This window comes from Acinetobacter sp. UNC436CL71CviS28 (genome assembly GCF_000620525.1).
Lineage (GTDB): Bacteria > Pseudomonadota > Gammaproteobacteria > Pseudomonadales > Moraxellaceae > Acinetobacter > Acinetobacter radioresistens.
This window is the reverse complement of the sequence record NZ_JIBB01000016.1, coordinates 13846-27726: the sequence shown is the minus strand read 5'-3', so window position 1 is coordinate 27726 and position 13881 is coordinate 13846. Positions and strand designations below refer to the sequence as shown.

Genomic DNA, 13881 nt, shown 5'->3' with positions numbered 1-13881 from the left:
ATTTTATTAAAATTTTAATTATGTAAAAAATTAAACTATGAAGCTGGATCAGGGCCAGATTGATTTAATTCTAATTAAAACCTTCTTGGAGCTAGATTTCAGCAGATAAAAAATGGTAAAACTGAATCAAGATTACTTTCTAAAAACAAAAAATAGGCAACTAATGTAGAAAAATGGTGAATTAAGGTAGTTTGTTATAATAATAAGGCTAGGGATAAAGCTAGAATGTAAGAGAGCCAAGGAGGTTAGGGATTCTAAATGAATAACAATTGTGATGACCACGATACTTACCATATTTTTAATCTGATTGGTCAGCATACTGAACTTCATCTTATTTTAAGCGCGGCAAGTACCTGGCTAGAGTCCCGCATTTCAAATGTTCTTGTAGCAATTATGCTTTATTCTGAACAGGAACAAATTCTGAAATTTACTAGCGGCAAGCAGAATTTTTCTAAACAGTATGGGGAGACCATAGACAATATAAATATTGCACCAGATGAAAGAACATGTGGCAGGGCAGCATATTTGCGTAAAATGGTCGTCAGTGAAAATTTATTGAAAGATATTTACTGGACTCCCTATCAGGCCTCGATCAAGCTCGAAAAGCTTTATACCTGCTGGTCGACGCCTATTCTTAGTGCACGGGGAACTCTTTACGGGACGTTTGCAACTTATTATCGGACATTAAGAAAACCTACTGATCATAATATCAAGTTATTAAAACAGGCTGCGGCCATGGTTGCCTTGGCAATCGAACTTGACCTTGAACGCAAGCAGAGAATTGCAATAAGCGAAAAATATAGTTCTTTTTATACTTATCACCCTGATGCAATTTTTGAAATTGATACGCAAGGTATCATGGTGAGTACAAATATTGCCTCTCGTAAAATTATTGGTTTTTCTGATGAGCAAATCAGGGGAAAGCATTACAGTTCATTTTTACCTGCTGAATATCGTGATATTGCAGATAAAGCGTTTAAAGAGGCAATGCAGGGAAATGCACAATACTATGAAATTCCGGCTTATCATGCTTCTGGTGAAATGATCTGGCTCAATCTGACTAATTTACCGATTAAACAAAATCATCAGGTAACGGGAGTATTCGGTATTGCCCGTGATATTACATTACGGCGTAAAAATCAGGAACACTTGCGGTTATTAAAACGTGGAGTGAATGCCAGTCCTAATGGAATTATAATTACGGATGCTACCGCCGAGCGAAAAATCGTTTATGTTAATCCAGCCTTTTTACATATGACGGGTTATACCGAAGAAGATGTTATGGGCAAGACATGCCACTTTTTGCAAGGGCCGGAGACAGAAGCTGAAAAGATTGCTTTAGTACAGCGGGCTTTAAAGGAACACAAAGAAATACAAGTAACCGTTAAAAATTATCGTAAAGACGGGAGCTGGTTCTGGAACCGTTTAATGTTGGGTCCGGTTTTTGATGAGGCAGGTAGATGTACACATTTTTTGGGAATTCAGGAAGATATTACTCAACAGCGTATTCATGAAGACTATATTACCCATCAGCATAGTCATGATCATTTGACTGGTCTAGCTAACCGGCAGACCTTTGAAACCAACTTACAGCAGGCCTTCAAAACTCAACATCATAGTTCTAAGCCCTTATTCCTTTGTTATATTGACCTAGACGATTTTAAGCCGCTCAATGATAGTCTGGGGCACCTGATTGGTGACCAGATTATTAAAAGTGTAAGCGATCGCCTGCAAGCACTTTTACAAACTGGCGATTTCCTGGGCCGTTTTGCAGGTGATGAGTTTGCGTTATTAATGGTGAATCGAAATAAACGGTCAGAAGTAATTACAACTGCTGAAGAGATTCTAAAACTCTTTACACAACCTTTTCAAATTGATGAGCATAAAATCCATCTGAGTGCCAGTATTGGTATTGTCGCTGATGACTGTTCTATACAGCGTTCGTCAGAACTTTTATATCATGCTGTTTTAGCCATGAAAGAAGCAAAAAGACAAGGTCGTAATACCTGGCACTGGTATGAAGAAGCCAATAAAAAAGTTATGCCAGTAATTGACTACGCGCACTTACGCCTAGAGCTGATGGAAGCTTTAAACGATAATCAATTTAACCTCTTTTACCAACCCTTGATTAATCCTGCAACAGGTCTGGTCAAAGGCGTGGAAGCACTCATCCGCTGGAATCATCCACAGCGGGGATATATTTTTCCTGATATTTTTATTCCTTTAGCTGAAAGAACGGGACAGATTGTTGCAATTGGACAATGGGTGCTCAAAAAAGCCTGTATGGATATTGCTGAATGGAATAAGACTCATCAGAGTCAGCTTACTGTTTCGGTTAATATTTCGCCTTTACAGTTTCGTAGAGCAGGTTTCTTGCAAGAACTGGAACATGCACTGGAAATTAGCAAATTAACACCTGAGCTTCTCAAAATAGAAGTCACTGAGGGTATGGTAATTATTGGCGCTGACCGTGCTATTGAAATTTTAAAATCTATACGAGAGCTAGGGGTACAGGTATCTATAGATGACTTTGGTACAGGTTATTCCAGTTTGAGCTATTTACGACGTTTACCAATTAACCAGATCAAACTGGATCGAAGTTTTATTGAGCATCTTACAGAGAGTGACCAGGATGCTGCGATAGTTCAGTCTATTATCCATCTGGCTCATCAATTAAACCTGGAAGTTGTAGCCGAGGGAGTCGAAACCCTGAAACAGGCGGCCTTTCTCTACCAGCAGGGCTGCGATCTTTTACAAGGTTATTTTTATGCCCGTCCTGCGCCTATAACTGAATTAAAAACTATCTATATTTCATCATTAGGTTAATATGTACTGCAGAAGAATAAGGTCTGAAAAATAAATTACATAATACACCTATGACAAGAGCATCGCTGTTTCTCATGCAGGTCAAACTGTATCAAGAGCTGAATTAGTTAATACCCCATAGTTGCTACTCATGAGTAATGACATTTGTTACAAATAACACCAGCAATAGAATTATTAAATACGGATAAAAATTGGAGTCTATTAAAAGGCATTTGCAGAGTCAGAAAATTCTGGCTGTTGTGGGTTGATATAATTTTTACAGTACTATAACTAAATAAAAAAACTTTTGGCTAAGAATTTGATGAATTCAATCTATTGTTATTAGTTTATTATTTTCTAAACTCTAAGAAGTCATATTTAAATATTCAAATAACAGTTGACTGATAAATAAAGCCCTTTTTGAATTCTATCACTTCACAGGCTGATATATTTTCAATTTAACTTGAGTTTTACTCATTATAGTGTTGTTTTAATCAGCACATATTAATATAAGATTTTGTTTTTTATATTTATAATTTATTTTAAGGTTGTTTTTTGAGCATTCGCTAAAGTGAATAAAATTGTATTTAATGAAAATATATTGAATTTTATTAATATTAAGGCTGATTTATGAGCAATACTTCTCCTCAAGCCCGAAAGCTATATGCTGGCTATAAAGCTGATCATGTGGGCAGTTTCCTACGTCCTTTACGACTAAAAGAAGCACGTCAAGCTGTTGCTGATGCCAAATTGAGCCAAGCTGAACTTACTCAGATCGAAAATGAAGAAATATTAAAGATTATTGCGTTGCAAAAAGAAAATAATATCAAGGCAATTACTGATGGCGAATTACGTCGTGCTTGGTGGCATTATGATTTTATGGAAAACCTGATCGGTGCTGAAGGGTATGAGGATAGTGTCGGTTTAAAGTTTCATGGTATCGAGACCAAGCCCCATAATGTACGTATTGTAGGCAAACTCGATTTTCCAGAAAATCATCCACATCTGGCGCATTATAAATTTTTGCATGATGCGGTAGGCACTAATGGTATGGCCAAAATGACCATTCCAAGTCCAAATATGATGATGCGGCCTAAATTACGTTTTAATAATACGTATGGTGAAGATATTCAGCAATATGTGGTTGACTTGGGACTGGCTTACCGCAAAGCAGTACAAGCATTTCATGACTTGGGCTGCCGATATTTGCAGATTGATGATGTATTCTGGGCGTATTTGATCAGTGAAGAAGACCGTGCGCGTGAGCAAGCCGCCGGGGTCGACTTGGACCAGTTAGCTGACTTTTGTGTTCAGACCCTGAATATTGCCCTTGAAAATAAACCCGAAGATCTGGTGGTTGGTCTGCATATCTGTCGTGGTAATTTTTCTTCTACCTGGCACTACCAGGGTGGATATGAATCCATAGAAGACTATATCTTTAAACATCTTAAAAATATAGACCGCTATTTTCTGGAATATGACACAGAGCGCGCAGGTGGTTTTGAACCTTTAGCTAAACTACAAGGCAGTAATGCAGAAGTTGTTCTCGGTCTGATTACTTCGAAGGTAGAAGAGCTGGAAAATAAACAGGCCATCATCGCACGTATTCATGAAGCTTCCCAATATTTACCACTTGAACAGCTCGCACTTAGTCCACAATGTGGCTTCTCTTCAACCGAAGAAGGAAATAGAGTCCCTTACGACGCACAGTGGCGCAAACTTCAATTAGTGAATGAAATTGTGGCAGAAGTATGGGGAGAGTAATTTTATAATTAACTCTATTGGATAGATATTAAGCATAAAACTGGATAAAAAATCCAGTATTCTAAAAATAATAATAAAAAATTAATTATAAGAGAAACTTTATAAGAAAGTTTTTTAACTTATTACAAGTAGCCAGTTTTATAAAAAAGTTAATTTTAATAAAATTAAAAACTGGGTCATTATTTTTTAATTATAAACTTAAAATAAAGAATTATTCTAACAGCTTTAATATTCTTGCAGCTAAAAACCAAAGCTAAAATATAATTTGAAAATATATTTTAATTTAATAGATTAATTTTTAAAATTCTTTATTTATTTTTGACAGTATAAATATCAGGTGATGTTTTAAATGAAGATTAGAAATACGTTTTTATTCATTTTCGGTCTTGCTACAGTCTCTACAGGCAATATCCTTGCCGAGCCTTTGAAGCTACCGGCAGAATGGACACAAAGTATAGAGCCTTTCAGGATTACTGGCCCTATCTACTATGTGGGTACGCGTGGTTTAGGCTCGTATCTTCTTGTTTCTGGTTCTAAAGCTATATTAATTGACACAGGCCTAACTGAAAATACTGCTTTAATTGAGCAGAATATACTGAAACTTGGGCTAAACCTTTCAGATGTAAAGATTATTTTGGTCAGCCATGCACACTAGGATCATGTTGGAGCTTTAGCACAAATTCAGAAGAATACAGGTGCTAAAGTATTTGCTATGGATAAAGAAGTTACAGCTTTAACAACAGGTAAGCCTACAGGAGACAATATTCTTCAGTCCTTTTCTTATACTCCGGTTAAAGTTGACCATATATTAAGAGATAAAGAAGTCATTAAAATGGGAAAAATACATCTTAAGGCAACCTTAACTCCCGGCCACACTCCTGGGTGTACCACCTGGTCAACCAGTTTAAAAGAACATGGAAAAACCCTGAAAGTAGTATTTCCATGCAGCTTATCTGTTGCCGGAAATGTATTATCGAATAATCAGACTTATCCAGGTATCGTACAGGATTATCAGCTGAGTTTTCGCCGCTTAAGCAAAATGCCTGCTGATATTGTACTGACCAGCCATCCTGAAGCAGCCGATCTTATGAACCGAAAAGCGAAGTCTGAGGCAGGACAGCTTGATGCTTTCACAGATCGGAAACTCCTGGAAAAAATTATTAAAGATGCTGAATTTTCTTTTAATCAGTCTCTTGATAACCAGAAAAAATAATATATTAAAAGAGCCTCTCTCATAAAGACGGCTCTAATTTTTCTTAAATTAATACTAGCCCATTCAAACTATAACCTTACTTTCACTTTATTAAAGGTTGCCCCGAAATAATTAATGATCATGGCTATCTGGTTGCTCAGTCACACGCTCTTTCGATGTGTGATCGGTTTGAGCATCATAGAGAATCTTGCCATTAAACATAGTCATTAGAACCTGTGCATTTTCCAGTTCCTCAGCCTTTTCCAGTTCCTCAGCCTTAAGCTTATATAAATTATGGCTCATTACAACCAGATCAGCAGCCTTACCTACCTCAATTGAACCAGTTTCGTTTTCAGCAAAAATTGCTTCAGCGCCGTTGATTGTATGGCTGGCAAGCATTCTGCTTAAAGGGATGCCAGATTGAACAACGGCAGAGATTCGTGTCATCGGATAGAATTCACGTACTGGATAATCACTAGATGAACTAAGCTGTACATTGGTATCGAAAAATGCTTTAGGTAAGGGATGACCATCTGCACGGATACCTAATGAGAGAAAGCGCGGTATAGTCGGGATAGCCTCATCACTGACGTGTGTAATCATGTGGCGTGCATCGCGCTTGCCATTCTGTTTTTGGGCATACTCCAAAGCATCAAGCATAAGGTTGTAAGTACTGGTTGGCCCTATATCATGAATATAGATGCGGAATTTTTCACGGTCCAATGCAGCTACGGTTTTTTTCAGAACTTTCTGATCCCAGACGACTGAACCATATGTACTGCTTGCACCTGTGCCAAAAATTTTGATTGAATCTGTCTTGAAGAATTTGCCATGATATTTTGCACGGCGTTCTACGAAACCTGGAATCTGTTCAGTACCACGTGTTTCATCTGCCCATTGTAATAAATCATAACGCACGGTTAATTCACCTTCAGTATCTAGAGCTTTTATAGCCTCCAGAAAACTGTCTGTTGGATAATGCAATGGCACAAGAACAGAAGTCACACCACGCTGTGGCGCCAGATTTTTTTTGAAATGAAAGTATGGCAGCTTTATATTCGGCTACTGTAAAGTCAGGTTGGGGAAGTGTACTAATAACCAGATTTTGTGCTCCAAACTCACGGAAGATTCCGGTTGGGGTACCTTGGCTATCGCGGTCAATAAATGCTCCCACCGGGTCTGGAGTAGTTGCATTGATACCTGCATTTTGCATGGCTCGGGTATTTGCCCATACTTCATGGTGTCCATGAGTAATAAATACAGCCAGAATATCTTTACCCACAATTTCATCCAGCAGTTGTGCTGGCGAACGTCCTGCTGCTTTTGCCTGTGCCAGTACATAGTTCAAGTTCCATCCGACACCACGTACCTGCTTGGCTTCAGGCTGCTTTGCAAGAAAATTCTGGGTAGCCGCTTTATAAGAGTCCAAAGAAGGGGCTTCCAGATTTACCCAGTATATATTTTCTGCACGTAAATAAGCATGATTATGCGTATCTACAAAGCCAGGGAGCAATATTTTTCCCTTCAAGTTTATTATTTGGGTGTCCTTGCCACGCCACTCTTTTAGTCCCGTATCATCACCTACATAGACAATTTTACCTTCTTTGACTGCTACCGCTTCTGCTTCTGGCAATTTGGGGTCCATGGTATAAACTGAACCGCTTTCAAAAATCAGATCCGCTGAGCGTATCTGCTCATATTTATCATCACCACAAGCAGCCAAGGTGAGGGCTAAAGTGCTTGCCAGCGTAAGCTAAAAAATATGCGGTGTTTTTGAAACAGAATAGGGTCGTCCTTGTTATTATTTCTGGGTTACTACCTGAAAATAATTTAATAAAAGTTTTCTTGATTAATAGTCTTGATCTGAAATGTTACGCCGCATAACTTAGGAGATAATATGAAATGAGTCAAAAACCTAAGCGGTATATTATTATACCTTTAAAGGTATAATTAAAATATAAAGGTCTAAACTTATAATATAATTAAAAAATATTTTTAATATTTCATTCTAGAGATTTTATAATCAGTTAAATATAGAATATCTTGATTGATTAATCATTTTATTTCGAGAATACAGAACTTAAAGAAATATATTTTATCGAGAGCTGCCTTTAGAATTGAGCAGATGAGATAGAGGGTAGAAAAATTATTATGGTTAAATACTTAATTAGTGCGTGTCTGGTTGGTGAGAATGTGCGCTATAACGGTGGAAACTGCTTGCAGGAAAAGCTGAAATATTTAATTGAATCGCATCAGGCAATCAGTTTCTGTCCAGAAGTAGCAGGAGGGTTAAGTACACCACGATTACCTGCTGAAATTGTAGGTGGTCAGGCACAAGACGTATTTAATCAGCAGGCAGTAGTCTTAGACTCATCTGGTCAGGATGTCACACAGGCTTTTATAAATGGCGCCTATCAAACTTTGAAAATGGTACAACAGCATCATATCAGCCATGTCATTCTAAAAGCAGATAGTCCATCTTGTGGTTCAAAACTGATTTATGATGGCTCATTTACCGGAAAGAAAATTCCAGGCGAAGGAATGACTGCTATTTTACTTAGGCAGCATGGAATCATCGTGATGACTGAAGATGAATTTATGGAACAGCTTAATTAAACTCTTATAGAAAAATTCTGATGCTATGTCAGACCTTATTTATTCTTAATAGAAGAGCCATAAAAAAAGCCTTTATCTCTAAGATAAAGGCTTTTTAAATTTTGGAGCGGGAAACGAGACTCGAACTCGCGACCCCAACCTTGGCAAGGTTGTGCTCTACCAACTGAGCTATTCCCGCAATATGCAGCGTATTATAAGGCCTGTTCCGGGCTTGTCAATTAGCTGTTGTATCAACCGATGGTATTTTAAACTTTTTCACAACTCTATAGAGATATTTTTCAGTGTTATTTCCGAGAAATATACAGTAAAACAGGACAAAAACTAAAAATAGTCTTTGTCCGGCTTGTTTAATCTGCACGTCGCCATAAGGTGCCCTGACGGGTATCTTCAAGAACCACACCTTGGTCCAGCAGATTTTGTCGAATGGAATCTGCTTTGGTAAAGTCTTTCGCTTTTTTCGCATCTACACGCTGCTGAATAAGCTCTTCAATTTCACTTTCAGACAATCCAAGTGCTTCCTGACCAATATCAGATCTCAAAAAGTCATCTACATTATGCTGAACCAGACCTAAAATATTGGTCAGATGACGCAATGTGGAATAAAAAACTTTAGCCTGCTCAGCATTTTCTTCTTTCAGGGCACGGTTGAGTTCCTTTGCAAGTTCAAACAGAACAGCCATTGCTTCCGCGGTGTTAAAGTCATCACACATTGCTGCATTAAAGCGTTCAAGATGTATTTGACTAAAATGATCTGTCAGTTCTTCATTAAACTGCTGCTGGTATGCTTTAAAAGCATGGTAAAACCGGGTAAGGGCTGTTTTAGCTTCTTTAAGTGCTACATCAGAAAAGTTCACCGGACTGCGATAGTGTGAAGACACGATAAAATAGCGAATAACTTCTGGATGGAATTTCTCCATCACGTCACGAATAGTAAAGAAGTTGCCGAGAGATTTTGACATTTTCTCGCCGTCTACATTAATAAAACCGACGTGCATCCAGTAATTTACATATTGTTCACCAGTTGCGGCTTCACTTTGTGCAATCTCATTTTCATGATGTGGAAATAGCAGGTCACTGCCGCCACCGTGGATATCAAAATGATTGCCGAGGCAGCAGGTCGACATGGCCGAGCATTCAATATGCCAGCCTGGACGTCCTTTGCCCCATGGAGAATTCCAGAAAGGCTCATTTTCTTTGGCATGTTTCCAGAGAACAAAGTCAAAAGGATGTTTCTTGTCGACTTCCACATCAACCCGATCAGAGGCTCCGGCTTGCATGTCATCAAGTTTTCGGCCAGAGAGACGGCCATATTTATTGAACTGTTCAACCTGAAAGTAAACGTCACCATTTGTTGCCGGGTAAGCACTACCATTGTCTACCAGCTTGCCAATCATGTTCTGCATCTGGTCGATATATTCAGTTGCGCGTGGTGCTTCATCAGGTTCAAGACAGCCAAGGCGATGCGCATCTTCATTCATGGCCTGAATAAAACGGTCGGTCAGAGCCTGGATTGTTTCGCCATTTTCGTTGGCACGTTTGATAATTTTGTCATCAATATCAGTAATGTTACGTACGTATTTGACTTCCCAACCCTGACTACGCAAAAAACGGATAATATAGTCAAACGCAACCATGACCCGTGCATGCCCAATATGACAGTAGTCATACACGGTCATGCCGCAAACATACATGTCGATATGGCCCGCTTTACGCGGTACAAATTCAACTTTTTTACGTTGCTCCGAGTTGTATAAAACAAATGGCTGCATACAGGTCTTCACATGCTCAAACAAAGGTAGTTCATCATAACTGAAGCGATATATTTCATAAAGTTTTATGCATTAATTTTATAGACTTGTGAAAAGTTCAGATTTAGAAAGCGGACTTTTACAGACCTATGTTAAAATAGTGAAAATTTTTCTCCTGATATTATTCAACTCTTAAAGAGTTAAGGTAAGTTGAGCTTGAATTCATCCAATATGACGCAGCAGATTGATTTTCAAAAAGTTGCTCGAGAAACATTACAGATAGAACAGCAGGCTTTAGAGATTCTGGCTGCACAGATTGATACACGCTTTGAACGCGCCTGTGAAATCATCTTGCAGTGTAAAGGCCGTGTTGTGGTTACAGGTATGGGCAAGTCAGGACATATCGGCCGTAAAATGGCCGCAACTTTTGCTTCAACCGGAACGCCTTCATTCTTTATGCACCCGGGTGAAGCAGGGCATGGTGATCTGGGCATGCTGGTCCGTGGAGATGTACTGATTGCAATCTCTAATTCTGGCAAAAGCGATGAAATCATGATGCTCATGCCTTTGATCAAACATCTGGAAGTGCCTTTAATTACTATCAGTGGTACTGAAAGTGGCCCAATGCCACAGAATGCTGATGTTGCATTAACGCTTGGCGAGTTAACAGAGGCCTGTCCGCTGGGTCTGGCGCCAACCTCAAGCACTACTGCTACATTGGCCCTAGGTGATGCACTTGCGGTCGCGCTGCTAGAAGCACGTGGCTTTACGGCAGATGATTTTGCCCGTTCTCATCCGGCTGGGGCATTAGGCAAACGTTTACTTTTGCATGTAAAACATTTGATGCATAAAGATGATGAGCTGCCAAAAGTCAGTCCCGATACACCGATGAATCAAGTTCTCTATGAAATTTCCAATAAACGCTTGGGTTTAACCACTGTTGTAGATACACAAAATACTTTATTGGGTATTTTTACCGATGGTGATCTGCGTCGTCTGATTGATCGTCAGCAGGGTTTTGATGTAAACCTGCCGGTATCGGAAGTAATGATCAAAGATCCGTATACCATTTCTCAGGAAGCGCGTGCTGTTGAGGCACTTGAATTATTACGTGATAAAAAGATCAATCAGTTTGTGGTCGTAGACCAGTCAAATAAAGTTATTGGTGTTATCAGTATGCATGATCTGATTCAGGCTGGAGTGAATTAAAACTATGGCATCATATGTTTTACTTGAACAGGCTCGACATATGCAGGCCCTGGTTCTGGATGTTGATGGAATTTTAAGTGATGGTTTTGTTACTCTCACCAATAGTGGCGATGAAATCAAGTCTTTTGATATTCGTGATGGTCTGGGAATGAAGCTGGTGCAGCAGGCGGGTATGAAAGTCATCATCATTACCGGTCGCAGCAGTAATATCGTACATACCCGTATGTCCAGTCTGGGTGTTGATCTGGTTTATCAGGGCCGTGAAGACAAAGGGGTAGCATTACGTGAAGCCTGTGCGCAGCTTGGCCTTTTACCAGAGGACTGCCTGTATATGGGAGATGACTGGCCTGATCTCTCTGCTTTTGCGATTGCTGGTATGAAAGTTACTGTACCTAATGGTCATGTGGAAGTACGCCGCCGTGCAGATCTGGTCACCCAGTCAATGGGCGGTCGCGGTGCAGTACGGGAAGTATGCGATATATTATTAAATGCAAAAGGTGTTTACCAAGAACTTCTTGAAAAATATCTTGCTGTACCACATTAATAACAGATGTCCTGATTTAAAGAACTTAGAACCACGCTTATGGATACCCGAGTTTTATACGTTGTTGCGATTTTAATAGCAGCCCTAAGCGGTGGTTATTATTATTTCAGTGGAAAGGGCAAACGGCTTGAGGTGAATTCAGGGCGTAACATGACTTATTCCGCAAAAGGCATTCATCTTACTCAAACAGATGAGCAAGGTAATCTGTATGTAAAAGCCAAGGTTGACCGTCTGGAACAGGATATGCAACAAAAAACGTCCAGGCTTGATAATCTGGATGCTTCTATGTATGAGGACGGGACAGTTAATGCCACTTTCTTTGCACGTCAGGCCAATAGCTTTAATGACAATGAAAAAATTGTCTTATCGCAGGATGTAGTGGCTACCCGTTTAGGCGCACAGGGGCCTATGGAGTTTCGTACCGATAAATTGACAGGTTATCCCAAGCTAAAGCAGCTGGAAACTGACCATCAGGTTATTGTGCAGTCACCTCAGGCAGAATTTGTAAGTCAAGGTTTAAAAGCCGATTTAAATAAAGGTCAATACGAATTCTTTAATATTCGAGGAAAGTATGTCCCAAACACTTAATTATAACCGAACTTCAACTTTCCTGAGACAGGCTGTACTTACTGCATTGCTCGGAGTAACTTCTGTAGCTGCTTTGGCTCTACCTTCTGACCGTAATCAGCCGATATCACTGGTTGCTGACCGCGCAACCTATAATGAAAAAACTGGTATAACCACTTATACCGGTAATGTCATTATCGAACAGGGTACTATGAAGCTTCAAGCCAACTCAATTGTGGCTCAGCTTAATAAAAGGCGCCAGATCAGTACGATTACTGCTACAGGCAAACCTGCCAAGTTCCAGCAGCAGCTCGATACCAATAAAGGTCTGGCTCGTGGCGAAGCCCAAAAGATAGTTTACAATGCTGAAACTGGTATTATTACGCTTTCTGGTGGAGCTTATCTCTATCAGAATGGAGCAAGTATTCGAGGAAATACCCTGCGCTATAGCATGAATAAAGGCGATATTGAGGCTGTTGGCTCATCAAACAGTACAGGTTCATCGACAGGCCGGGTACAGATTATTATTCCACCATCAGCTTCAAAAAATTTCCCGGGAGCACGTGATTAATGGAGCAATCACTAAGCCAGCCACAAACTCTTACTATTAAGCATCTGGCAAAAAACTACAACAAACGCTGGGTTGTGAAAGATGTGTCTTTTTCCATGCAGAGCGGTCAAATTGTTGGTCTCCTGGGTCCAAATGGAGCCGGTAAAACGACCAGTTTTTATATGGTGGTCGGCTTGGTCCGTATGGATAAAGGTGAAATCCATCTGGATCATCTGGATCTTTCAGATCTGGCCATGCATGAGCGTGCGCGTAAGGGAATTGGCTATTTACCTCAGGAAGCATCAATTTTTCGCAAGCTGACAATTGCTGAAAATATCATGGCGATTCTGGAAACCCGTAGAGACCTGAATAAACAGCAACGTCAGCAACGTTTGAATGAACTACTGAATGACTTCAAAATTACTCATATTAAAGATTCATTAGGTATGAGTGTTTCTGGCGGTGAACGCCGTCGGGCCGAGATCGCACGTGCTCTGGCTGCTGATCCGAAATTTATGCTGCTGGATGAACCCTTTGCAGGCGTTGATCCGATTTCAGTAGGCGATATTAAAGATATTATTCGTAATCTGAAAGAACGTGGCATCGGTGTACTCATCACTGATCATAATGTTCGTGAAACACTGGCTATTTGTGAAAAAGCTTATATTGTCAGTGAAGGTGCAGTGATTGCAGAGGGTACACCACAAGAAATCTTGGAAAATGAAACAGTGCGGCAGGTCTATTTAGGTGAGGATTTCACAGTTTAATTAGACAGTCTTTTTTTTGATCCTACTTCTAAACTGCTCATAAGCTCTTTTATTTTACTGAGATTTAAAATAAATCTTGTGAGCTTTTTCCTTAATTACAATTTTAAAAACCAGTAAAA

At 39.6% G+C, this 13881-nt stretch carries 11 protein-coding genes, 1 tRNA gene and 1 pseudogene; 9 read left to right on the top strand and 4 right to left on the bottom strand.

The window, feature by feature from the left end; genetic code table 11:
- The first annotated feature begins 258 nt into the window (after window positions 1-258).
- The 3 genes and pseudogenes from N518_RS0107690 (at window position 259) to bla (ending at window position 5782) form a co-directional block, all read left to right on the top strand.
- On the top strand, window positions 259-2826 hold the full coding sequence (locus N518_RS0107690) for an EAL domain-containing protein (RefSeq protein ID WP_026444111.1): 2568 nt from the start codon (window positions 259-261) through the stop codon (window positions 2824-2826).
- A gap of 609 nt (window positions 2827-3435) precedes the next feature.
- Window positions 3436-4569 carry a 5-methyltetrahydropteroyltriglutamate--homocysteine S-methyltransferase gene (locus N518_RS0107685; protein ID WP_005026622.1) on the top strand — a complete coding sequence of 378 codons (1134 nt, stop codon included), beginning with the start codon at window positions 3436-3438 and terminating at the stop codon, window positions 4567-4569.
- Between the two features lie 349 nt (window positions 4570-4918).
- Window positions 4919-5782, top strand: a pseudogene (bla, locus tag N518_RS16150) (putative subclass B3 metallo-beta-lactamase).
- A 111-nt stretch (window positions 5783-5893) separates the two neighbouring features.
- On the opposite strand, the gene N518_RS17450 reads toward bla, so the two are convergent.
- On the bottom strand, window positions 5894-6766 hold the full coding sequence (locus N518_RS17450) for an amidohydrolase family protein (RefSeq protein WP_080592100.1): 873 nt from the start codon (window positions 6764-6766) through the stop codon (window positions 5894-5896).
- Window positions 6693-7484, bottom strand: a complete 792-nt coding sequence (locus N518_RS17445; RefSeq protein ID WP_005026618.1) for an amidohydrolase family protein — start codon at window positions 7482-7484, stop codon at window positions 6693-6695. Before N518_RS17445 ends, N518_RS17450 begins: the two co-directional genes overlap by 74 nt.
- A gap of 428 nt (window positions 7485-7912) precedes the next feature.
- Here N518_RS17445 and N518_RS0107665 point away from each other — a divergent pair, with 428 nt between their 5' ends.
- Window positions 7913-8377 (top strand): DUF523 domain-containing protein, encoded by a 465-nt coding sequence (locus tag N518_RS0107665; protein ID WP_026444110.1) that lies wholly within the window; start codon window positions 7913-7915, stop codon window positions 8375-8377.
- A gap of 102 nt (window positions 8378-8479) precedes the next feature.
- On the opposite strand, the gene N518_RS0107660 is transcribed toward N518_RS0107665, so the two are convergent.
- Both N518_RS0107660 and cysS read right to left on the bottom strand, forming a co-directional pair.
- Window positions 8480-8555: transfer RNA gene (locus tag N518_RS0107660), tRNA-Gly, on the bottom strand.
- Between the two features lie 169 nt (window positions 8556-8724).
- Window positions 8725-10146 carry a cysteine--tRNA ligase gene (gene cysS, locus N518_RS0107655; RefSeq protein ID WP_005026613.1) on the bottom strand — a complete coding sequence of 474 codons (1422 nt, stop codon included), beginning with the start codon at window positions 10144-10146 and terminating at the stop codon, window positions 8725-8727.
- Window positions 10147-10356: 210 nt separating this feature from the next.
- Between cysS and N518_RS0107650 the strand changes: the two genes are divergently transcribed.
- Genes N518_RS0107650 through lptB form a run of 5 tightly spaced genes read left to right on the top strand, consistent with a single transcriptional unit; the run spans window position 10357 to window position 13762 of the window.
- Window positions 10357-11334 carry a KpsF/GutQ family sugar-phosphate isomerase gene (locus N518_RS0107650; protein WP_005019693.1) on the top strand — a complete coding sequence of 326 codons (978 nt, stop codon included), beginning with the start codon at window positions 10357-10359 and terminating at the stop codon, window positions 11332-11334.
- Between the two features lie 4 nt (window positions 11335-11338).
- The gene (locus N518_RS0107645) at window positions 11339-11878 is read left to right on the top strand and encodes a KdsC family phosphatase (RefSeq protein ID WP_005019694.1); all 540 of its coding nucleotides are present in this window, start codon (window positions 11339-11341) and stop codon (window positions 11876-11878) included.
- Between the two features lie 39 nt (window positions 11879-11917).
- Window positions 11918-12466 carry an LPS export ABC transporter periplasmic protein LptC gene (gene lptC, locus N518_RS0107640; RefSeq protein WP_005026609.1) on the top strand — a complete coding sequence of 183 codons (549 nt, stop codon included), beginning with the start codon at window positions 11918-11920 and terminating at the stop codon, window positions 12464-12466.
- A complete protein-coding gene (gene lptA, locus N518_RS0107635) occupies window positions 12450-13016 on the top strand; it encodes a lipopolysaccharide transport periplasmic protein LptA (RefSeq protein WP_017401170.1) in 567 nt (188 codons plus the stop codon). The genes lptC and lptA overlap by 17 nt, the downstream gene beginning before the upstream one ends.
- A complete protein-coding gene (gene lptB / locus N518_RS0107630) occupies window positions 13016-13762 on the top strand; it encodes an LPS export ABC transporter ATP-binding protein (protein ID WP_005019697.1) in 747 nt (248 codons plus the stop codon). The genes lptA and lptB overlap by 1 nt, the downstream gene beginning before the upstream one ends.
- The last annotated feature ends 119 nt before the right edge of the window (window positions 13763-13881 follow it).